Annotated in this window: 19 protein-coding genes; 9 read left to right on the top strand and 10 right to left on the bottom strand. The window is 65.3% G+C overall.

Annotation, left to right across the window (positions count from 1 at the left end):
• Window positions 1-10 precede the first annotated feature (10 nt).
• Window positions 11-607 carry a bifunctional transcriptional activator/DNA repair enzyme AdaA gene (locus AC0WRY_RS03660; RefSeq protein ID WP_194405712.1) on the top strand — a complete coding sequence of 199 codons (597 nt, stop codon included), beginning with the start codon at window positions 11-13 and terminating at the stop codon, window positions 605-607.
• A gap of 14 nt (window positions 608-621) precedes the next feature.
• On the opposite strand, the gene map is transcribed toward AC0WRY_RS03660, so the two are convergent.
• Together map and AC0WRY_RS03670 are read right to left on the bottom strand one after the other, a co-directional pair.
• Complete coding sequence (gene map, locus AC0WRY_RS03665) at window positions 622-1,440, bottom strand: type I methionyl aminopeptidase (RefSeq protein WP_128920286.1); 819 nt, start codon at window positions 1,438-1,440, stop codon at window positions 622-624.
• A 122-nt stretch (window positions 1,441-1,562) separates the two neighbouring features.
• On the bottom strand, window positions 1,563-2,879 hold the full coding sequence (locus AC0WRY_RS03670; RefSeq protein WP_194405713.1) for a mechanosensitive ion channel family protein: 1,317 nt from the start codon (window positions 2,877-2,879) through the stop codon (window positions 1,563-1,565).
• A 206-nt stretch (window positions 2,880-3,085) separates the two neighbouring features.
• Here AC0WRY_RS03670 and AC0WRY_RS03675 point away from each other — a divergent pair, with 206 nt between their 5' ends.
• A complete protein-coding gene (locus AC0WRY_RS03675; RefSeq protein ID WP_194405714.1) occupies window positions 3,086-4,879 on the top strand; it encodes a potassium/proton antiporter in 1,794 nt (597 codons plus the stop codon).
• Between the two features lie 99 nt (window positions 4,880-4,978).
• On the opposite strand, the gene modC is transcribed toward AC0WRY_RS03675, so the two are convergent.
• The 4 genes from modC to mepA all read right to left on the bottom strand — a co-directional run bounded on the left by modC (window position 4,979) and on the right by mepA (window position 8,269).
• Window positions 4,979-5,641 (bottom strand): molybdenum ABC transporter ATP-binding protein, encoded by a 663-nt coding sequence (gene modC / locus AC0WRY_RS03680; RefSeq protein ID WP_194405715.1) that lies wholly within the window; start codon window positions 5,639-5,641, stop codon window positions 4,979-4,981.
• A 2-nt stretch (window positions 5,642-5,643) separates the two neighbouring features.
• Entirely contained in the window at window positions 5,644-6,339 is a 696-nt protein-coding gene (gene modB / locus AC0WRY_RS03685; protein ID WP_491122679.1) for a molybdate ABC transporter permease subunit, read from the bottom strand.
• Window positions 6,340-6,352: 13 nt separating this feature from the next.
• Window positions 6,353-7,138, bottom strand: coding sequence for a molybdate ABC transporter substrate-binding protein (modA, locus tag AC0WRY_RS03690; protein ID WP_491122680.1), 786 nt, complete (start codon window positions 7,136-7,138; stop codon window positions 6,353-6,355).
• 186 nt (window positions 7,139-7,324) lie between these two features.
• On the bottom strand, window positions 7,325-8,269 hold the full coding sequence (gene mepA, locus AC0WRY_RS03695) for a penicillin-insensitive murein endopeptidase (protein WP_194405718.1): 945 nt from the start codon (window positions 8,267-8,269) through the stop codon (window positions 7,325-7,327).
• Between the two features lie 447 nt (window positions 8,270-8,716).
• Here mepA and AC0WRY_RS03700 point away from each other — a divergent pair, with 447 nt between their 5' ends.
• Window positions 8,717-10,879: a putative bifunctional diguanylate cyclase/phosphodiesterase gene (locus tag AC0WRY_RS03700; RefSeq protein ID WP_491122681.1), complete on the top strand. Its 2,163-nt coding sequence runs from the start codon at window positions 8,717-8,719 to the stop codon at window positions 10,877-10,879.
• A 77-nt stretch (window positions 10,880-10,956) separates the two neighbouring features.
• The gene (locus AC0WRY_RS03705; RefSeq protein WP_491122682.1) at window positions 10,957-11,682 is read left to right on the top strand and encodes an RDD family protein; all 726 of its coding nucleotides are present in this window, start codon (window positions 10,957-10,959) and stop codon (window positions 11,680-11,682) included.
• Window positions 11,683-11,688: 6 nt separating this feature from the next.
• Here AC0WRY_RS03705 and AC0WRY_RS03710 read toward each other — a convergent pair whose 3' ends face one another.
• Together AC0WRY_RS03710 and AC0WRY_RS03715 are read right to left on the bottom strand one after the other, a co-directional pair.
• Window positions 11,689-12,855 (bottom strand): acyl-CoA dehydrogenase family protein, encoded by a 1,167-nt coding sequence (locus AC0WRY_RS03710; RefSeq protein WP_491122683.1) that lies wholly within the window; start codon window positions 12,853-12,855, stop codon window positions 11,689-11,691.
• Window positions 12,852-12,980: a hypothetical protein gene (locus AC0WRY_RS03715; protein WP_491122684.1), complete on the bottom strand. Its 129-nt coding sequence runs from the start codon at window positions 12,978-12,980 to the stop codon at window positions 12,852-12,854. Before AC0WRY_RS03715 ends, AC0WRY_RS03710 begins: the two co-directional genes overlap by 4 nt.
• A gap of 93 nt (window positions 12,981-13,073) precedes the next feature.
• Here AC0WRY_RS03715 and AC0WRY_RS03720 point away from each other — a divergent pair, with 93 nt between their 5' ends.
• Window positions 13,074-14,855, top strand: coding sequence for an alkaline phosphatase D family protein (locus AC0WRY_RS03720; protein WP_491122685.1), 1,782 nt, complete (start codon window positions 13,074-13,076; stop codon window positions 14,853-14,855).
• Window positions 14,856-14,866: 11 nt separating this feature from the next.
• Here AC0WRY_RS03720 and AC0WRY_RS03725 read toward each other — a convergent pair whose 3' ends face one another.
• A complete protein-coding gene (locus AC0WRY_RS03725) occupies window positions 14,867-16,096 on the bottom strand; it encodes an MFS transporter (protein WP_491122686.1) in 1,230 nt (409 codons plus the stop codon).
• Between the two features lie 232 nt (window positions 16,097-16,328).
• Here AC0WRY_RS03725 and AC0WRY_RS03730 point away from each other — a divergent pair, with 232 nt between their 5' ends.
• From AC0WRY_RS03730 to AC0WRY_RS03745, 4 genes are all read left to right on the top strand, one after another.
• Window positions 16,329-17,582 carry a serine hydrolase domain-containing protein gene (locus AC0WRY_RS03730; RefSeq protein WP_491122687.1) on the top strand — a complete coding sequence of 418 codons (1,254 nt, stop codon included), beginning with the start codon at window positions 16,329-16,331 and terminating at the stop codon, window positions 17,580-17,582.
• 8 nt (window positions 17,583-17,590) lie between these two features.
• Window positions 17,591-18,658, top strand: coding sequence for a tetratricopeptide repeat protein (locus AC0WRY_RS03735; protein ID WP_491122688.1), 1,068 nt, complete (start codon window positions 17,591-17,593; stop codon window positions 18,656-18,658).
• A 58-nt stretch (window positions 18,659-18,716) separates the two neighbouring features.
• Window positions 18,717-19,247, top strand: a complete 531-nt coding sequence (locus tag AC0WRY_RS03740) for a hypothetical protein (RefSeq protein WP_491122689.1) — start codon at window positions 18,717-18,719, stop codon at window positions 19,245-19,247.
• A gap of 176 nt (window positions 19,248-19,423) precedes the next feature.
• The gene (locus AC0WRY_RS03745) at window positions 19,424-19,834 is read left to right on the top strand and encodes an SRPBCC family protein (protein WP_194405731.1); all 411 of its coding nucleotides are present in this window, start codon (window positions 19,424-19,426) and stop codon (window positions 19,832-19,834) included.
• A 208-nt stretch (window positions 19,835-20,042) separates the two neighbouring features.
• Here the strand turns inward: AC0WRY_RS03745 and lepA are convergent, their stop codons facing one another.
• On the bottom strand, window positions 20,043-21,854 hold the full coding sequence (gene lepA, locus AC0WRY_RS03750; RefSeq protein WP_194405732.1) for a translation elongation factor 4: 1,812 nt from the start codon (window positions 21,852-21,854) through the stop codon (window positions 20,043-20,045).
• Window positions 21,855-22,025 lie beyond the last annotated feature (171 nt).

A 22,025-nucleotide genomic window follows, 5' to 3' on the forward strand; every position in this document is an offset into this window, starting at 1 on the left:
TGATTTGGTAATGGTGAAGACTTCAGCCGAGCGGCAAACGTTGCCACCGCATCTCGACCGGGAGACCTGCGATCGGGCACGCCTTTCGCGCGCCCGCGGGTTCGACGGCCTGTTCTTTTCCGGGGTGCGCTCGACGCGCATTTATTGCCGGCCGGTCTGCCCGGTTCGCCCGGCACGCTCGGAGAACGTCACCTTCTATGCGACCGCGGCTGCGGCCGAGCGGGCCGGCTTTCGCCCCTGCCTGCGTTGCCGCCCTGAATCGGCGCCGGGTTCGCCCGCCTGGATGGGGACGGCCACCACCGTCGCGCGCGGCATGCGCTTGATCCACGACGGCTTTCTGGACGGGGCATCGATGACCGAGCTTGCGGAAGCGCTTGGCGTCGGGCCGCGTCATCTGCTGCGCCTGTTCATGCGCCATGCCGGCGCGAGCCCGAGCGAGATCGCGGCAACCCGGCGCGTGCAGGAAGCCAAGCGTCTGATCGATCAGACCGACATGAATTTGGCGGAGATTGCGTTTGCGGCGGGCTTCGGCAGCGTGCGCAGATTCAACGACGCGTTTGCCGCTACCTACAAGAGGGCGCCGTCGTCATTCCGCCGCCGTCGATAGAGGACGCGACCGGCTCACCCGATCTGCTTCTCGCCGTGCCGTTCCGACAGCGTGAAAATCTCGACACCCGTGGCGGTGACGCCGACGGAGTGCTCGAACTGTGCCGAGAGCGAGCGGTCGCGGGTGACGGCGGTCCAGCCGTCGGAGAGGATCTTCACATGCGGCTTGCCGAGATTGATCATCGGCTCGATGGTGAAGAACATGCCGGGCTTGAGCTGCACGCCTTCGCCGGGGCGGCCAATATGGATGATGTTCGGCTCGTCGTGGAACATGCGGCCCAACCCATGGCCGCAGAAATCGCGCACCACGCTCATGCCCTGCGGCTCGACGAAGCTCTGGATGGCGTGACCGATGTCGCCGGTGGTGGCGCCGGGCTTCACTGCGGCGATGCCGCGCATCATCGCTTCATACGTCACCTCGATCAGCCGCTCCGCCTTGCGGGCGATCGGGCCGATCGCATACATGCGGCTGGAATCGCCGTACCAGCCGTCGACGATGAAGGTGACGTCGATATTGACGATGTCGCCTTCCTTCAGCGGACGGTCGCCGGGCATGCCGTGGCAGACCACGTGGTTGAGCGAGGTGCAGGTCGAATAGCGATAGCCGCGATACATCAGCGTCGCCGGATAGGCGCCATGGCTGAAGGCGAAGTCGCGGACGAACTGGTCGATGCGCTCGGTCGGCACGCCCGGTCCGACGATGTCGGTGAGCTCGTCCAGGCACTTCGCCACCAGCGCGCCCGCCTTGCGCATGCCGGCGAAGGCGGCCGGCCCATGCAGCTTGATCTGTCCGGTCTTGCGCAGCGAGGTATCGGTGGCTTCGACGTAGCTCATGCTTGTGCGGTCTTTTCGGGCTGATCGCGATTGTCGGCGGAAAGGCTTGATTTCAGGCCCTAATTTAATGATTGCCGGCATTCATGCAAGCCGAGCCTTCCGCCCTCGTGTCCGAAAGCGGCCTAATTCGGGACTTCTACGGTGGTTTCCACCGGCAGCGCGCCGCCGCGGATGCGGATTTCGCGGACGGGGTAGGGAACCCGGATGCCCTCCCGCTTGAAGGCGTCCCACAGCGCCAGCATCACGTCGCTCTTGACCTTGTCCATGCCGTCAGGATCGGCGATCCAGAAGGTCAGCGAGAACTTCATCCCGGCTTCGGCGAACTCGGTCAGGATGCAGGTCGGCGGCTTGCCCTTCTGCGCGCGCGGATGGGCTTCCGCGGTCTCCGCCGCGAGCTTGCAGACCAGTTTCGGGTCGGCGTCGTAATTGGTGCCGAAGGCGATCTTCACCAGCGTGTTCTTGTCGGTATAGGTCCAGTTGACGACCTTCTGCGTCACCAGATCCTCGTTCGGCACCAGGAACTCGCGGCCGTCGCCGGCGGCGACGGAAATATAGCGCGTCTTCATCGCGCTGATGCGGCCGGTATTGTCGCCGATGGTGACGAGGTCGCCGGGCTTCACCGACTTGTCGGCGAGCAGGATGATGCCCGAGATGAAATTGGCGACGATCTTCTGCAGGCCGATACCGATGCCGACGCCGACCGCGCCGGAGAACACCGCGAGCGCCGACAGGTCGATGCCGACCGCGCCGAGCGCGATCACGATGGCGACGGCGAGAAGCCCGATGCGGATGATCTTGACCAGCAGCACCTGCACCGACGGCGTCAGGTCGCTGGTCGCGTTGATCCGGCTCTCGGCGAAATTGCTGGCGATGTTGGTCGCCCAGAGCGCGATGAGGAGGAGCGCACCGGCCTTGAGCGCCAGCAGCGGGGTCAGGCGGAGGCCGCCGAGCACGATCGCGTAGGCATCGAGCAGGTCGACGGTCGCATCGAGCTGGCCGAGGATGGACAGCGCGGCGACGAACCACGCCGTGATCGACACCAGCTTGACGATGAAGGCATTACGCAGCACCGAGGTCACGAGCCGGATCGCGAGCCAGGCCAGCCCGAGCTTGGCGGCGACCATCAGCAGGTAGGAGCGGCTCGGCCAGGTCGCATGGTACATCACCACGCGCGAGACGATCACCGACAGCGTGAACACCGCCGTCGAGGCGCTGGAGACCATCACCCGGGCGAAGTGCCGGAGCGGCAGCGGCCAACGCATCGCCAGCGAGGTCATGTCGACCCGGTTGCGGACGGCGGCCTCCGCCGCATAGGCGATGCCGGCCGCGGCCAGAATGAGGCCGAATTGCAGGTAGAACCAGGGCGAGGAGATTTCCGCCCCGACGCTGCGCGCGGTGGTCTGCACGAACTCCATGAAGTCCTTGAGGTCCATGTCCATCGGTCTCGTCGGCAAGCGGGGAGGAATTGATTCGAGGGAGCCGCAGAATCCCACAAGGGACGCGGCCGGGTCATCGATACACCGCTAAGTGATGGAGGTTAAGGCCGTATAATACGGGCAGATTGCCGCGAGAGGCGAAAATGGGTTGGCGCGCGAGTCTGCCGACGATAAGGATGCCTTTCCCGCTGCTTTGACCCGGAAGGTGGATGGCCTCTCTCGACTCCGTCAGCCTCGCCATATTGCTCGGCGCCGTCCTCGTCATGGCCGGCATCCTGTCGAGCCTGCTTGCGCTCCGCTTCGGTGCGCCCCTGCTGCTCGTCTTCCTTGCGGTCGGCATGCTCGCCGGCGATTCCGGTCCCGGCCAGCTCCAGTTCGACGACGTCCGCACCACCTATCTGGTCGGCTCGGTGGCGCTGGCCCTGATCCTGTTCGATGGCGGCCTCAGGACACGCTTTGCCAGCATCCGCACCGTGCTTGCGCCGTCCGTGGTGCTCGCGACCGCCGGCGTGCTCCTGACCGCGCTGATCACGGCGCCGTTCGCCAAATATGCGCTCGACCTCAATTGGACGGAATCGCTGCTGGTCGGCGCCGTGGTGGCCTCGACCGATGCGGCCGCCGTGTTCCTCTTGGTGCACACCCAGGGCCTGCGCCTGCGCCCGCGCGTCGGCGCGACGCTGGAGGCGGAATCCGGCACCAACGACCCCTTCGCGATCTTCCTCACCTTGATGCTGGTCGAGTACATCTCGATCGGCTCGAGCTCGCCCGGCCACGTGCTGATGGAGTTCGTGCAGGAATCGGTGCTGGGCGCCATCGTCGGCGTTATCGGCGGGCGCCTCGTCGTCATGGCGCTCAACAAGGTGGCGCTGCCGCAGGGCCTGCACGCGCCGTTCGTGACCACGGCCGCGCTGGTGATCTTCGGCGGCTCGCAGATGATGCACGCCTCCGGCTTCCTCGCGGTCTATCTCGCCGGCATCATCATCGGCAACCGGCCGACGCGCGCGCATAACCAGGTGGTGGCCTTCCTCGATGCCGCGACCTGGCTGGCGCAGATCGTGATGTTCGTGCTGCTCGGCCTCCTGGTCTCGCCGAGCCGGCTCGGCACCAGCGTGCTGCCGGCGGTCGGCGTTGCCTTCGTGCTGATGCTGGTGGCACGGCCGATCGCCGTCTTCGTGTGCCTGGCGCCGTTCCGCTTCAACTGGCGTGAGAAGATCTTCATCGCCTGGACCGGCCTGCGCGGCGCGGTCGCGATCTTCCTGGCGTCGATCCCGATGCTGGTCGGCCTGTCCAAGGCCTATCTCTATTTCGATGTCGCCTTCGTCGTCGTCATCATCTCGCTGCTGCTGCAGGGCTGGACCCTGGCACCGGCCGCGCGAAAACTGCATGTGGCGCTGCCGCGCGCCGAGCGCGGCCCGCGCCGTGTCGAGCTGGATCTGCCCGGCCAGCTCGAGCAGCAGCTGGTCGGTTATCCGGTGCGGCCCAAGAGCCTTTATTTTCGCCGCGGCCTGATCCCGTCCTGGTCCAAGCCGACGCTGGTGATCCGCAACGAGAACATCCTGACGCCGCTGGAGGCCGATCCGATCGCGCCCGGCGACTACATCTATCTGCTGGCGCCGCCGGAAAAGGCCGAATCGCTCGACCGCTTCTTCGTCGACATGCAGCCGAGCTCGGCGCCGGATCCGCATCTGCTCGGCGATTTCATGGTCTCCGGCGAGCACACGCTCGCCGAGCTCGCCGAGGTCTACGGCGTCAAGGTCGGCGAGGACGAGAGCAAGCTGACGCTCGCAGATTATTTCGACGTCCATCTCGACCGCGCGCCGAAGGAGGGCGCCGAGCTTGCCCTCGACGAGATCGTGCTGGTCGCACGCAGCATCTCCGGCGGCCGCGTCAACGTCGTCGGCCTCCGCCTGCCGGAAGACGACGAGACCCCGCCGCCGCTGACCCGCGCGCAGGCGCTGCGCAAGAAGCTCGCGGATGTGTGGGGCTCGGTGGCTGGGGTTTAGCGCTCACTATCGCCCGACGATCACCGCCACAATCTCGCTGTCATCGCCCAAGCCGGCGCATGACAGCGGTGGTGGGGCGAAAGCAAGTCGCGCCCCACCTCACGCCAGCACCTTCACCCCACCAAAACTCGTCACGCGGCCCTGCTTCAGCATCACGATCTGCGTGGCGAGCTGGCGCAGCTCGGCGGCGTCGTGGCTGACATAGACCATGGGGACATTGGCTTCGTCGCGTAAGCGCACCAGATAGGGCAGGATCTCGAGCTTGCGGCCTTCGTCGAGCGCGCCGAGCGGCTCGTCGAGCAGCAACAGGCGCGGCCGTGACAGCAGCGCGCGTCCGAGCGCGACGCGCTGACGCTCGCCGCCGGATAGCTTTCCGGGGCGGCGGTCGAGCAGGGCGCCGATATCGAGCAGATCGATGACGCGCTTGTGTTGCGCCGGATCGGGCGCAAGGCTGTTCATCCGCCGTCCATAGTCCAGGTTCTGCGCGACGTTGAAATGCGGGAATAGCCGCGCGTCCTGGAACACATAGCCGATGCGGCGGCGATACGTCGGCACGTGAATGCCGGCCGCAATGTCGTCGACGGTCTCGCCGTCGATCACGATGGTGCCGCGGTCGGGCCGCAACAGGCCCGCGATCATGTTGACCAGCGACGTCTTGCCGGCGCCCGACGCGCCGAACAGGCCGATGACGCGACCCTCGCTGGCGAAGGACGCGGACAGCGAGAACTCGCCGAGCTGCTTTTCGATGTCGACCCGCAGCATGGTCAGTTCCCGTGCAGGCGCTGCGTGGCGCGGCGGACGAACCATTCGGCAGCGATCAGCGCGCCCAGCGCCAGCACGATCGAGACGATCACGAGCCGGCCGGCCGCGGCATCGCCATCCGGCGTCTGGATCAGCGAGTAGATCGCCGACGAAATCGTCTGGGTCTCGCCGGGAATGTTGGAGACGAAGGTGATGGTCGCGCCGAACTCGCCGATCGCCTTGGCAAAGCCCAGGACCATGCCGGCGAGCACGCCGGGCAGCGCCAGCGGCAGCGTCACCGTGAAGAATACTTTCCACGGTGCTGCGCCAAGCGTCTCGGCGGCCTGCTCAAGCCGGCGGTCGATCGCCTCGATCGACAGCCGCATCGGCCGCACCAAAAGCGGAAACGCCATCACCCCGCAAGCGAGCGCCGCGCCGGTCCAGCGAAACGAGAAGACGATGCCGAGATAATCGGCGAGAAATCCTCCGACGAGGCCGCGCCGGCCGAAGCTGAGGAGCAGCAGATAGCCGGTGACGACCGGCGGCAGCACCAGCGGAAGATGTACGACGGCATCTAGCACCGACTTGCCCCAGAAATCGCGCCGCGCCAGCAGCCACGCCAGCGCGATGCCGAACGGCGTCGCCACCAGCGTTGCGATGATCGCGACCCTGAGCGAAAGCAGGATCGCCGTCCATTCGGCGGGAGAGATCTCGAACATCAAGTCGTCAATATCAGATTGTCGGGCTGACCAGGAACTTGAAGCCGTATTTTTCAAAGATGGTCTTGGCGGCCGAGGAGCGCAGGAAGGCGAGATAGTCGCTGGTCCCGGCCTTGGCGGTCGTAGTCGCCGCAACCGGATAGATGATCGCCGGATGCGAGTCCGCCGGGAAAGTGCCGACGATCTTGACGGAAGGATCGACCTTGGCGTCGGTGGAATAGACGATGCCGAGCGCGGCCTCGCCGCGGGCGACCAGCGTCAGCGCGGCGCGCACGCTCTCGGCCATGGCGAATTTCGGCTCCGCTGCCTGCCAGGCCCCAAGCTTCTCCAGCGCCGCCTTGGCGTATTTGCCGACGGGGACCGACTTGACGTCACCGGTCGCGACCCTGCCGTCGCCGGCGAGCTTGGCGAGGTCAAAACCTTGCGCGATGGTGACGTTGTCGACCTTGGAATCCTTCGGCGCGATCAGCACGATGCTGTTGCTGAGCAGGTTGACCCTGGACGCATCGTAGATGGTCTTCTTGGCGATCGCATAGTCCATCCAGTCGGTGTCGGCCGAGACGAACACGTCGGCCGGCGCGCCCTGCTCGATCTGCCTCGCCAGCACGGAGCTCGCGGCATAGCTGACCGAGAACCCGATGCCGGTCTTGGCGGTGTAGGCCGCGTCGACCTCGTCGAGCGCGTTCTTCATCGAGGCGGCGGCGAACACGGTGATGGTCTTGTCCTCGGCGGCGGCCGGCGAAAGGCTTGCGCCCGCGAGGATCACGAAGGCGGCGAAAAGTCCTGAAATGCGTAACATGGGCAGCGCTCCCTGCGAATCCGCGCGCGCAGGATGCGCGCAGGACTGGCGTTGGTGGGGTCGTTAGCGACGGGTGGAAGCGCTGCTCCACGGGACCCGGCGGCGGCTTACGGCCGGCCGGGATATCGCAAGCGCGAAGATAGCAGGCTGACGCCGGAGGTCAAAGGGCGGCGTGCTGACCGAGCCTTACGGCTTCGCATCGCCCGCATGCAGCACCGCTTTACAGGCCGCCGGCATCTGCGCCAGCGTCATCGGCGGCTTTGGCTTTGGCGGCTCCGGCGGCGGCTTGGGGTGCAGCACCGCATCGGAGAACCAATAGGCGAGATCGGCGGGCTTGCAGCCTTCGTCCTCGGACTGCGACGGCTGGCCCTCGCACTCGCCGGCACCGGCCGGGCAGCGCATGCGGATGTGAAAATGGTAGTCGTGGCCCCACCAGGGGCGGATCTTCGAGAGCCAGGCGCGGTCGCCCTTGGCCTCGCGGCACAGCGCCTTCTTGATCGCGGCGTTGACGAAGATGCGCTGCACCGCCGGCTCCCGCGCCGCATCGCGCAGCACCAGCACATGGCCGGGCGTGAACACGCGGGGGTCGATGTCGAGCCGGTCCTGGCGCACCATCATCACCGCCGACATGTCCTCGCGCTCCTCGCGCGAGAGGCGGCGGTCCGGCATCGGCGTCAGCCAGATGTCGGCATCGAGACCGATCTGGTGGCTGGCATGGCCCGACAGCGCCGGGCCGCCGCGCGGCTGGGCGATGTCGCCGACCAGGATGCCCGGCCATCCCGCGTCCTTGTGCGCCTTGGCCGCGAGCCGCTTGATCAGCGCGATCATGTCGGGATGGCCATAGCTGCGGTTGCGCGACAGCCGCATCACCTGCCAATGATCGCCGTTGACCGGCATCTGATCCGCGCCGCCGATGCAGCCCTTGGTGTAGGAGCCGATGACATGCGCCGGTCCCTTCGACGGCAGCAGTTTTCGCGCGAATAGTTCCTTCGCGGCGAGGTCCGGGTCGTTCGGGTTGGCGAGCGGCGGCAGCGGCTTCGGATTCACGCTGCCCTTGTCCTGGGCCGGCGCGTCGCCGGCGGACAGGAACGTCATGACAAGCAGGAGGGGGACAATGCAGCGGCGACTCATGCAGACGTCCTTATAGCCCAATGCTGCATCAGGGTTAAGAATGAGGCCTGGGCCCGGCCACCGGCTCACCGCTGCTCGCCAAATCGTGTCTCGAACGGCGTTTCTTAAGGGGGCAATAACCGTATCCTGCATTGACCAAAATTCGTGCGCAGAGTGAGAAAAATCCGCGGGTCGCATGCAATCGCGCGAGATTTCGGAACGGATTCAAGCGTGCGCGCAATTTTGCGGCAAGTCGATCATCGATTGCGGCGCTGGACTCAGTCTGACGGCGCCTGTCGCCGCAACGGCGCCACGCAAACAGGCAGCAAGCTCCGCCGGGCGCGGACCGCGGCCGCCCAAGATTACTTTTCTTTCAGACACTTGCCTCAAGACTTGCGCCGCGGGGCGCGATTGGGACGAGTGAAGTTGGGTTTGAAGTCTCGAAAAGCAACAAAACGAAACAGAGGCGTGCGCGTCCGGACCGGCCGATCGCCGCGCAAGCTGCGCTTCGCGCGCACGCAGCGGGCCCTCTCCGGACGCGACGAAGTCCTGCGCAGTCGCGCCGAGGCCGAAGCCGCGATCGCGGACGCGCGCAAATCCCATGAGCGCCTGCGCCAGGCCGTCGACATCCTGCCGCAGGGCATCGTGTTTCTCGATGCCGAAGGCCGCTACGTGCTCTGGAACAAGAAATACGCCGAGATCTACAGCAAGACCGCCGATCTGTTCGAAGAGGGCGCGCGCCTCGAAGACACGCTGCGCATCGGTGTTGCCCGCGGCGACTACCCGGAGGCCGCGGGCCACGAGGACGAGTGGATCGCCGAGCGCCTGCGAAGGCTCTATCAGCCCGGCGCGCGCCACGAGCAGAAGCTGTCGGACGGCCGCGTCATCCTGATCGACGAGCGCCTGACCGATGATGGCGGCGTGGTTGGCCTCCGCGTCGACATCACCGAGTTGAAGCAGCGCGAAGCCTCGTTCCGCCTGCTGTTCGACGGCAATCCCGTCCCCATGATCGTCTGCGCGCTGGACGACGAGCGCATCCTCGGTGTCAACGATGCCGCGGTCGCACATTACGGTTATAGCCGCGCCGAGTTCGAGCGGCTGACGATCCGCGCCCTGCAGGCCTTCGACAGCGAGCCGCCCTGGATCGCCGACCGTTCGAGCGAGGAGCAGGCCGGCCGCACCTGGAAGCACGTCAAGGCCGATGGTGCGCTGATCGACCTTGCGATCTATTTCCGCGAACTGACCTATGCCGAGCGGCCGGCGGTGCTGCTTGCGCTGATGGACATCACCGAGCGCAAGCGCGCCGAGGCGCGGCTCGCCTTCATGGCCCAGCATGACGCCCTGACCGGCCTGCCCAACCGCACCCTGCTGCGCCAGCAGATGGACGAGATGCTGCTGCACACGCGGCGCAGCGCCGAGAAGGTCGCGCTGCTGATGCTGGGGCTCGACAACTTCAAGGCGGTCAACGACACGCTGGGGCACGCGGTCGGCGACAAGCTGCTGCGCGGCGTCGCCAAGCGGCTGCGCTCGACGCTGCGCGAGGAAGACGCGCTGGCGCGGCTCAATTCCGACGAATTCGCGATCCTGCAGAGCGGCTTGACGCGGCCCGAGGACGCGGTGGGCCTGGCCAAGCGCCTGCTCGAGGCCATCGCCGATCCCTATCTGCTCGACGGCCATTCCGTGGTGATCGGCGCCTCGATCGGCATCGCCATGGCGCCGGGCGACGGCGATGAGTCCGAGAAGCTGCTCAAGAGCGCCGACATGGCGTTGTCGCGCGCCAAGCAGGATGCGCGCGGCAGCTTCGCGTTCTTCGAGGCCGCGCTCGACGCCAGGGCGCAGAGCCGCCGCAAGATCGAGGTCGAGCTGCGCGATGCGATCCAGCACGACGTGCTGCGCCCGTATTACCAGCCGCTGATCGACCTCTCGAGCGGCCGCATTACCGGCTTCGAGGCGCTGGTGCGCTGGCCGCACGCCGAGCGCGGCATGGTCTCGCCGGCCGAGTTCATTCCGGTTGCCGAGGACACCGGTCTGATCAATCCGCTCGGCGGCTTGATGTTGCGCAGGGCTTGCCTCGATGCCGCGACCTGGCCGGACGACGTCCGCGTCGCCGTCAATTTGTCGCCGCTGCAGTTTCGCAGCGGCAATCTGCTCTCGATGGTGACGGAGGCGCTTAAAGCTTCCGGCCTGCCGCCGCGCCGGCTCGAGCTCGAGATCACCGAGACGCTGCTGCTGGAGAAGAGCGCGCAGGTGCTGGCGACGCTGCATGCTTTGCGCGCGCTTGGTGTGCGCATCTCGATGGACGATTTCGGCACCGGCTATTCCAGCCTCAGCTATTTGCGCAGCTTCCCCTTCGACAAGATCAAGATCGACCAGTCCTTCGTCCGCGATCTCGGTGCCAACCGCGAGGCGCAGGCGATCATTCGCTCCATCGTCAGCCTCGGCAAGGGCTTGGGGGTCACCATCACCGCCGAAGGCGTCGAGACCGAAGCCGAGCTCAGCTGCCTCAGGGCCGAAGGCTGCGACGAAGGCCAGGGCTTTCTGTTCAGCAAGGCCCGGCCCAATATCGAGATCGTCAGCCTGCTCGCCGCCCAGCGCGGCATCGACGGCGGCGAGGCTGCGCTGGTGGCGTAGGCGCTGCCGCGGGGCAATCGAACCTGCCGCGCGCTGCCGGCGTCTCATGATTGGATCGATCGAACGGATGCGGCCCCATGATTTCTGATGCGCCTCCGCTGCCGCTGCCTGGCCCGCGCTATGCCCGCTTCTCGCGCCGGTTCAAGGCCGTTCTGCTGGACTGGATGCTGGCGACGGCCCTGCTGTTCGGCGCCCTGGCGGTTGCCAGCAATGTCGCGAGCGATGGACTGAGCCGCAGTCTCGGCGTCGCGGTCGTCGTCATCCTGCTGCTCTACGAGCCGGTGCTGGTCTCTCGCGCCGGCGGCACGCTCGGGCACATCTGGACCAATTTGCGCGTCGTCGACGACCACGGCGGCAATCTGAGCTTCGCCAAGGCGTTGGCGCGCTTTGCCGTCAAGAGCATTCTGGGCTGGTATTCGTTCGTGATCCTGGCTGCCACGCGCCGTAACCAGGCGGTGCACGATCTGCTGACGCATTCGACCGTCCAGATCCGCGATCCCGCCAAGGCGAAGCCCGGCCAGTTCATCACGGAGCGGCGCGAGGACGATCCAACCATGCCCTCGCGCCTGCGGCGTGCGCTCGTGACAATGGTGTATCTGGCGCTCGGTGTCTTCCTCTATCTCGGTGTGCTCGCGGTCCTGGTCCGCGCCGGCGTCCTGTCGCGCGCGTGCCTTTACCAGGACGTTTGCAACGGAAGCGACCACATCGTCGACTCCGCCGCCGCTGTGGCCCTCCTGCTGATGATTGCCCTGGTTATCGTCATGGGCTGGCGCGGCCGGCTGCTCGGTGCTCGCAAGGCGTAGGCGAATTCAGTTCTTGGCGCCGGAGCCCTCCGCCAGGATCGCCTTGCCCACGTCTTCATAATGGCTGTCCCGCGCCTGGATCTGCTGCGCGATGGCGTGCATGTCGCGAAACCGTCGCTCGAACGGATGCTTTCGGAACACCGCGGTCGCGCCCGCCATGTGATAGGCGGCGTCGACCACGCGTCCCGATTGATGGATGGTCCAGGTCGCCGCCAAGCGGACCGCGCTGCGATGGGCCGCGCTGAATTCGCCCGTGACGCAGAGGTCGTGCCACATCGCATGCGCGGTGGCGTACAGATAGGCGCGGGCCGCGCGCAAATCGCCTTCGGTGCGGCCGATCAGCCCCTGGACGGCCTGATTGTCGCGCATGGCGCTGCCTGCCAGAGAGGGGTGCTTTGCGCGCGCCAGCGCGATGGCGGCATCCAGCGTGGCGCGTGCGACGCCGAGCGAGACCGCGGCAAAGCCGAGGCTGAAGGCAGAGCCGGTGCCGATTTTGTAGAGCGGGCCCGTCTCGCGCAGCGCCGAGGCCACGTCGCGAAACGCCGTGAAGCGCTCGGGGATGAAGAGGTCGGCCACCTCGTAGGAATCCGTGCCGGTGCCGGCAAGGCCGATCGCCTGCCACACGTCGTGCAACACCGCGCTCGTGGCGGGGAACAGGATGGTGCGCACCTCCGCCGAGCCGTCGGCATTTTTCCGCGGGCTGCCGTCGGCCCCGACGATGCGCACATGGGCCCCGAGCCAGCTCGCCTGCCGCGAGCCCGAGGCGAAATCCCACCGCGCCGTGACGCGATAGCCGCCCCCGACGCTGCGCGCCTCATGCGCGATCGCGCCCCAGGCCAGGATGCCGGGCGGTGTATTGAAGATCTCCTGCGCGGTGTCGGGATCGAGCCAGGCCGCGATCATCGCGCAGACGCTGCACTGGCCGAGACACCAGGCGGTCGAGGCGTCAGCCTTCGCGATCTCCTCCAGCATCTGCATGAAGATCTCGATCGGGGCCTCGGTGCCGCCGAGACTTTGCGGGAGGAGGGCGCGATAGAGCCCGTTCTCGATCAGCGCGGCGACGACCGCCGGCGTCAGCCGCCGCGTCCGCTCGATCTCGTCCGCCTCGCGCGCGATCAGCGGCGCAATGGCACGGGCCCGTTCGACGAGGTCGATGGTCGAGGCCTTTGTCATGTCTCTTCCCGTGCCCCTCTTGATTGCTGTTCGGTGGGCGGGCGGATGGTGACCCATTCGTCGGGTCCGATCAAGAATTCCGCGCCCGCGGCGAAAATCAGCCGCGTGCAGGATGCGAGCGCCATCGCGGCATCCGGCCTCACGGCCGCAAACACCTTCCGGTTGCATTATCATCCGTTCTGAACTTTACTGACCGTTTTCAGCACGGGGAGATTTTCATGGTCAGTTTGCGCGAGCCGGGACTGGGACCGATTGTCGGTCACACCACTGATACGACAGCCAGGATTTGGGTCCGCGCTGCGGACCCCGCGGATGACAGGGCGCAGCTCGACGAAAATCGCCGCACCATTGGCGTGATCGGGATCGTGGAAGACGGCAAGATCAATTTCGCTTGGTACTTCCGGCTCAACCGGGAATTTGACCGCACGGGGACCTTCGTCCTCGGCTCTGACGTCCAGCTCGGCTACTATGACTCGATCGACCTCGACAGCGTGGAAGAAGTCGCAGTCGCGGTAAACCTGAACAAGAACGTGCCGGCAAAGCCGCTCATGCCGAATACGGCATACACCGTTCGGGTCGGCGTCCTCACGGTCGACGATCCCACGCCGAACACGTCCCGGACGTCCGATCTGCAACTCATCGCGATCTTGCCTGACATCAACATCATCAAGAACGATCTGTTGGGGCTCGATCCATCGAAATGCGAAGCGACGTTCCGCACCTTCCCGCCTGCGGGGCAGATCGCCGACACTCTCGCATTCCTGCTCGGATCGTGCCGCTATCCGGGGCTGCTTTGGAAGATCAAGGAGGCCGACCAGATCTTCGGGCCGATGTCCCAGCACTTCAAGGACAGCCCAATCGGCCCGGCGGCTTCCTTCACCATGATGTGCGGCGATCAGATCTATGCCGACATGCTCAATCGCTTCGTTCCGATCCTGCGGGCCGAGCGGTACGACGAATTTCAGGAGCGCTATACGACGGCCTATTCGGCGCAGAACCTGCGCAATCTGCTGCAGCGATCGAGCACCTACATGATCCTCGACGACCACGAGATCGAGGATAATTGGACCCAGGACCGGCTGAGGGGCGATCCCGGCAAGCACATGGTGTTCAACTACGCGGTCACCGCCTACATGAACTACCAATGGAGCCACAGTCCGCGCACCTGGGGGCGTCTGCTATACTATACGTTCGATTGCGGCGGCTACCCGTTCTTCGTTCTCGACACCCGCACGCAGCGTTACAAGAACAACAACGACCGCGCGCTGGATAACGGACTGCGCGACAATTACATGCTCGGCTATCCCACCATCGACGAGCATCATCCCGGACAAATGCGCCGGCTGAAAGACTGGCTTTCGCAGATGCAGAAGGATCGCAACAACGTCCCGAAGTTCATCGTCTCATCCAGCGTGTTCGTTCCGAATGCGATGGACGAACGGATCGACGACCGGACGAAGAAAGGTCTCGATACCCTGCTGTTCGACGTCAACGGAAACAATCGCGACGACAGTGATAGCTGGCCGGCATTCCCGCAGACGCGTAAGGAACTGCTCGACCACATCGTCGACGAGGCCATCCAGAATGTCGTCTTCCTCTCCGGCGACATTCACTGCTCGAATGTCGCCGAAATCTCCTTCGAGCGGGATCAGGGCCAGAGGAAGAGAGTCCTGCCTCTCAGGGCATTCGCGGTCACGTCATCGGCGTTCTATTGGCCATTTCCGTTCGCCGATGGAGACCCGAATGGGTACGTGCACGATTCCCGATTGCCCGAGCAATGGGACGCGTTTCCGCTCAAGGACGGCAAGACGCGCATGCATTACAAGTCATGGGGCTTTACCCAGGACGACAATTTCGCGCGCCTCGAGATCGACAGGACGAAATCGCAGCTCAAGGTTCGCGTGTTCGATCGCAACGGCAAACCGGTCGTGAACACCGAGGTCGCGTCGGGCAAGAACGTTCCGCTGGAGACCGACTTGCAACTGGAGCCCTGGACTTAGCCACGGAAATCTCACCGTGCGACGGCCGCGCCGCGGCCGAGATCCATGGGCTCGCGTCGTTTGGTCGGAAAGCTCAGTGCCACCGCGACGGCGGCGAGGCCGATGGCGAAGGAGCCGGCATGCAGCCAGGTGTATTGCTGGAAATTGTCGAATACGAGCCCGCCGGCCCACGGCCCGAGTGCCATGCCGAGGCTGGCGAAGGCCGACACCGCGCCGAACACGGTGCCCATGATGCGCGCGCCGAAGAACTCGCGGACCAGCACCGCATAGAGCGGCATCACGCCGCCATAGGCGAGGCCGAACACGACCGAGAGCGCGTAGAACTCGCCAAGCTGCGCCACCGCGAGATAGGTCGCGATGCACATCGCCTGAACGAACAGGCCGCCGACCAGCACGGGCTTTGCGCCGATCCGATCGGCGAGCGCGCCCAGCAGCAGGCGTCCGCCGAGGCCCGAAACGCCGGCGACGCTGTAGACCGTCACCGCTGTAAGCGGAGCGATGCCGCACACCATGGCATAGGACACCATGTGGAAGATCGGGCCGGAATGCGCGGCGCAGCAGGCGAAATGCGCCGCCGCCAGCGCGACGAATTGCGGCGTGCGCAACGCCTGCGCCGCGGTCAGCTCGGCTTCTGGTGCCGCGTTCGCGGTCGCGGCGCCTGCCGCTGCCGGCGCCGGCCGTACCAGGAAGCAGGCGGGAATCAGCAGCGCCCATGCGGCGATGCCGATCACGAGCATTGCGGTGCGCCAGTCATAGGCGGTGATCAGCCAGCTCGCGGTCGGCGCGATCGTCACCGGCGAGACGCCCATGCCGGCCGAGACCAGCGCCACCGCGAGGCTGCGGTTCTTTTCGATCCACGCGCTCGCCAGCGCCATCATCGGTGCGTAGAAACTGCCGGCGGCAATACCGATCAAGGCGCCGAAGCAAAGCTGGAATTGCCACAGGCTTGTCGCCTGGCTCGCGGTGACGAGACCAAGCCCGAGCAGCACGCTTCCCGCGAGCACCACGATGCGGGTGCCGAACCGATCTGACAGCGCGCCCCATAGAAATGCGGCAAATCCCATGCAGAGGAAATCCAGCGTCGCCGCCGCCGACACCCCGGCGCGCGACCAGCCCATCGCCTCCGAAATCGGCTGCAGGAACACCGCCAGCGACAGCATCGTGCCGAACCCGACGCAGGTCATCAGCGCCCCCGCGGCGACCACGACCCAGCCATAGTCGAAGCGTGATACCTTGCTCATGCGTTTCCTCTGCGCTTTTGGTTTTGTTGATGGTGCGCGCGGGGATGGTGGCCCATTGGGCGGTGAAGGGCAAGGCAGGCTGCGACCGCACGCTGACACCGTCTGCCCGTCATGATAGCATGACGCTCGTCACTGGCCCGCGTTCGCAAGCGCACACACAGGAACGTGTGAGGAGGCAAGTTCAATGACATGGGGAGCAGTCTGCAGGCCACGCGGTTGCCGCTGGCTTGTCATGCCCATCATTTTTGCTGCCGCGGTCGCGGCACCTCCAGCATACGCACAGGACGGCAAAAGCTCCTCCGGCGATCCGGGGCCGGTCTTTTCCGAGAGCGGCCCCGATGCCGAACTCTATGGCGCGGCTCAGGGTTACCCGGTCGGCACGCGGGGCGGCGCCCCCCAGATCGACAAGCTGGTCGGGGTCTACAGCCATTTCGACGAGCTATACCGCTCGCGCGCGATCGGTCGCGCGGCGGCGCCATGGCAATTCAAGCGCGCGACGGAGCCGTCGATTGCCTACAGTTTTGGTAACGAGCGACTGAGCATCGCGGATTACCTCAAGCGCAACCCGGCGACGGGACTCCTGATCGCCAGGGACGACACCATCCTGTACGAGCACTATCAATATGCGCGGACCGACCGCGACCGCTTTGTCTCGCAGTCCATGGCGAAGACGCTGGTTGCCATGCTGGTCGGCATCGCGGTCTCGGAGGGACGGATCAAGTCGATTGACGACCTCGTCTCGACCTACGTCCCCGCGCTTGCAGGAACGGAATATGGCAACACGTCCATCCGGGCCTTGCTGAACATGTCGTCGGGCGTCGAATTCTCGGAAGTCTACGATGGCAACGACGACATCGCCCGGCTTGGGCGGGCGCTGTTCGTCGATGAGCCGAAAGACCCCGCGGCAATCGTCGCGCAATTCAACACCCGAAGCGCGCCGCCGGGGACCAAATGGCACTATGCAAGCGTTGAAACCGAGATCCTTGGCCTGGTCCTGCGCGCCGCCACGGGCACGCCGGTTGCCGACTATCTTCACGACCGGATCTGGGACCCCATCGGCGCAGAGGCCGATGCGTCGTGGGCGATCGACGGCAGCGGGCAGGAGATTGCCTTTTGCTGCTTCAACGCGACCTTGCGCGATTATGCGCGCCTGGCCCGGTTGCTCGCACATGACGGCGCCTGGGAAGGCCGCCAATTGATCCCGCGGCAGTGGCTGCTCGATGCCACGACCGTCAGACCAGGCGATGGTCATCTCGCTCCGGGCGTCGCCACATCCTATTTCGGCTACGGCTATCAGGTCTGGCTGCTGCCCGGTGAGCCGCGCAGATTTGCGCTGCTCGGCATCCGCGGTCAGGTCATCCTCGTCGATCCAGCCTCGAAGCTCGTCATGGTGCACACCGCCGTTCGCCAGAAGCCGTCCGAGCCGGGCGCCCTCAGGGAGCCGCTCGCATTGTGGTTCGCCGTGCTTCAGCAGCTCGGACAATGACGATGTGATTGTTCTCGCGGCTGCGCACAGCTGCCGCCGCCTTGAACCTGTCCGGCTTTTGGGAGCACCAACGGCGTGTTGGTCCCCTTTTGCCGGGACGAGAGAAAGACGCGATGAAGACCCTGACAGCATCGATCCGCGTTGCAGTCGCCGCGCTGGCTTTGAGCCTGTCGTTCGGCTCGCCCTCCTACGGCGAGGAGGGCGAGACAGGCGCGCTCACGCGGCAGATGAAGGTGCTTTATCAGGCAGGGAAGTACGCGGAAGCGCTGCCACTGGCCCAGAAGGCCCTGGCCCTTCACGAGGAGCAGTTCGGCCCGGACGACGCGCGCGTCGCGATGCCGCTGAGCGACCTCGGCACGATCCATCACAATCTCGGCGAATTCGCCGTTGCCGAGCCGCTGTACAAGCGGGCGCTGGCCATCCGCGAGAAGACGCTAGGCCCGGATCATCCGGAAGTCGCCATGGTGCTGAACAATCTCGGCGATCTCTATCGCGCGGAAGGGCGCTTCGCGGAAGCGGAGCCGCTCCTGAAGCGATCGATCGCCATCGACGAGAAAGTGCTCGGCGCCAATGACCCCTTGATCGTGTCGCCATTGTGCAATCTCGGCGCCGTCTACAGCAGCCAGGGCCGATACGATCAGGCCGAGCCGCTGTTTAAGCGGGGCCTCGCCGTGGTGCGGAAAGCACTCGGCCCCGACGATCCCGAAGCGACGGTGCTGATGAACAATTTGGCAGATACCTACATCCAGCAGCATCGCTATCCCGATGCAGAGCGGCTTCTGAAGCGGTCCATGGTGGTGGCCGAGAAGGCCTTCGGTCCCGATCATCCCGACGTCGCTCAGGCGCTGAACAATCTCGGTGCACTCTATGCGCGTCAGGGGCGAAACAGCGAGGCCGAGCGGCTGTTCAAGCGGTCGGTGGCGACTTTCGAGAAAACCTTCGGCTCCAATCATCCGGATCTTGCTGGTGTCCTGGACAACCTCGCCGGCATCTACAAGAATCAAGGTCGCACTGCCGATGCTGACCAAGTCCTGAAACGGTCGATGGCCATTCGAGGGAAGACAAGGCCGATCTGAGCAGGCCAGTCGAGATGTCCTTTGTGAAATGTTCGTCGCGTTTCGCGTTGAGGGGACCATGACGAAGCGTGCAAGACGGCTCCAACTTGCCCTCGCCCTGATGTGGCTCGGATTGTCTGCGGCAAAGGCGGCCGGCGGCCCCTCGAAGGACATGTGGAGCGGTGCATGGACGTTCGAAATGGACCGCCAGGATCGGCCATGGCTTGCCTTTTCCGACCCGCGCGGCAAGACCGTGTTCCGCATCGGCTGCGGTTCGCATTTTGAGCTGGATGCGGTCTATCCGGGGAATGCGCCGACAAAGGACCACACCGAAGCCTCGATCACGATCGGCAACGGCAAGACGCAGATGGAGTTCGCCGGCTTCGCATATGCGGGCCCTCAGTCCTTCCCGCCGAACACCTCGATGTTCAACCAGGCGGACCTTGGTCATCCCGGGCTCGCCGACGATCAATGGCGCATGCTGGAAAACCGCGTCCTGGATCTTTTGGGGGCGGGCCAGCCCCTGAGGGTCGCAGCCGAAGGCAAGAGCTACGTGCTGCCGCCGGTCAAGGTATCGCGCTGGCGCGACCGTTTTCAAAAGATATGCTGACGCGCTGATTGCGCGCAGGTGGACGCGTCTCCCGACGATTTTTTTTCGCTCGACCATGTCGGCGCCGACGGGTTTCAATCGTCCTTGGGTGACAAGTCCCGAAAAGTGCCGCCCATGGCGGCACAGGGGGACGTGATGTCGCACCTCGACTGCAGGAATGAACTGGAGCAATGCCCATGAGGATCACCGTTGAAACCAGCGTCGCCGCCCCCATCGACCAGGTCTGGCAGGCCTATACGACGCCCGCCGACATCGTGAAGTGGAATGCGGCGTCCGACGACTGGCACACGACCAAGGCGACGGTCGATTTGCGCGAAGGCGGCGCCTTCTCGTCGCGGATGGAAGCCAAGGACGGCAGCATGGGCTTCGACTTCGCCGGCACCTACACCAAGATCGTCGAGCACAAGCGGATCGAATACGCTTTCGGCGATCGCAAGGCCGAGGTGGAGTTCGTGCCCGGTCCGAACGGCGTTGTCGTCCGCGTCGCGTTCGATGGCGAAACCACGCACTCGGAGGAGCAGCAGCGGGGCGGCTGGCAGGCGATCCTCGACAATTTCGCGCGGTACGTCGCGGCGAAGAAAGCGTGATCGGTCAGGGATCGGACGTGATCGCTTGCATCACGCCTTCCGCGATGCTCTCACGGTAGCCCTGTTTTGCCCGACGGAGCAAACCGGCTTCGTAAGCTCCCAAAAAACGCAATGCCGCCAAGGGGGCGGCTACTGTGCATGGGGTTGTTTTCGCGTTTTTTGTTTGGCTAAGTACTGAGGTCGGGCCGGCGCGTCGCCAGCCCCCGCCTCAGCTATCCACCTTCAGCGCGGCAATGAAAGCTTCCTGCGGGATGTCGACCTTGCCGAACTGCCGCATCTTCTTCTTGCCTTCCTTCTGCTTCTCCAGAAGCTTGCGCTTGCGCGTGATGTCGCCGCCGTAGCATTTCGCGGTGACGTCCTTGCGCAGGGCGCGCACCGTCTCGCGCGCGATCACCTTGCCGCCGATCGCCGCCTGGATCGGGATCTGGAACATGTGCGGCGGGATCAGCTCCTTCATCTTCTCGACCATGGCGCGGCCGCGCCCTTCCGCGCGGGTGCGATGGACGAGCATGGAGAGCGCATCGACCGGCTCTGCATTGACGAGGATCTGCATCTTGACGAGATCGGCCGGCTTGTAGTCGGTCAGATGATAGTCGAACGAGGCATAGCCCTTGGAGACCGATTTCAGGCGGTCGTAGAAGTCGAACACGACCTCGTTGAGCGGCAGATCGTATTTCACCATGGCGCGGGAGCCGACGTAAGTGAGCTCCTTCTGCGAGCCGCGGCGGTCCTGGCACAGCTTCAACACGCTGCCGAGATATTCGTCGGGCGTCATGATCGTCGCCTCGATCCAGGGCTCCTGGATCTCCTCGATCTTGACCACGTCGGGCATGTCGACGGGATTGTGGATCTCGAGCTCGGTGCCGTCGGTGAGCTTCATCTTGTAGATGACGCTCGGCGCGGTCGCGATCAAATTGAGGTCGAACTCGCGCGACAGCCGTTCCTGGATGATCTCGAGGTGCAGAAGTCCGAGGAAGCCGCAGCGGAAGCCGAAGCCGAGTGCGGCGGAGGTCTCCATCTCGAAGGAGAAGCTAGCGTCGTTGAGCCGCAGCTTGCCCATCGCGGCACGCAGCGTCTCGAAGTCGTCGGCGTCGACCGGGAACAGGCCGCAGAACACGACGGGGATCGCCGGCTTGAAGCCCGGCAGCATCTCGGTGACCGGCTTCCTGTCGTCGGTGATGGTGTCGCCGACGCGGGTGTCGGCGACTTCCTTGATCGCGGCTGTGATGAAGCCGATCTCGCCGGGGCCGAGCTCGTCGACCTGCTGCATCTTCGGCGTGAAGAAGCCGACGCGCTCGACGTCGTAGGCAGCGCCCGTGCCCATCATGCGCACGCGGCTGCCCTTCTTCATAACGCCGTCGACGACGCGGATGAGAACGACGACGCCGAGATAGACGTCGTACCAGCTGTCGACCAGCAGCGCCTTCAAGGTCGCGTCGCGGTCGCCCTTCGGCGGCGGCAGGCGGGTGACGATGGCTTCCAGCACGTCTGGGATGCCGAGACCGGTCTTGGCCGAGATCATCACCGCGTCGGAAGCGTCGATACCGATGACGTCCTCGATCTGCTGCCTGATCTTCTCGGGCTCCGCCGCGGGCAGGTCGACCTTGTTCAGGACCGGGACGATCTCGTGATTGTTGTCGAGCGCCTGGTAGACGTTGGCGAGCGTCTGCGCCTCGACGCCCTGGCTGGCGTCGACCACCAGCAGGGAACCCTCGCAGGCCGCCAGCGACCGCGAGACTTCGTAGGCGAAGTCGACATGGCCGGGCGTGTCCATCAGGTTGAAGATGTAGTCCTTGCCGTCCTTGGCGCGGTAGGCGAGGCGCACCGTCTGCGCCTTGATCGTGATGCCGCGCTCGCGCTCGATGTCCATGGAATCGAGCACCTGCTCCTTGCCCGCCATTTCGCGGTCGGAGAGGCCGCCGGTCATCTGGATCAGGCGGTCGGCCAGCGTCGATTTGCCATGGTCGATATGGGCGACGATGGAGAAATTGCGGATGTTCGAAATGGGGACGGTCGTCATGGGCGCGGGATACCACTCACATCTCCGTGCGGCAACCATTCACTTGGTCTTCCCGCGTCCGCACGGAGGAGCCTCTGGAGGGGTTTAGCCGCCCGGGCTTGCGGCGGTCCGGGAAGGGGCGGAGATCGATCCGCCATGCCGCTGCAATCCGGCCTGCAGCCATCGATTTCA

The organism is Bradyrhizobium sp. T-12 (assembly GCF_058314695.1).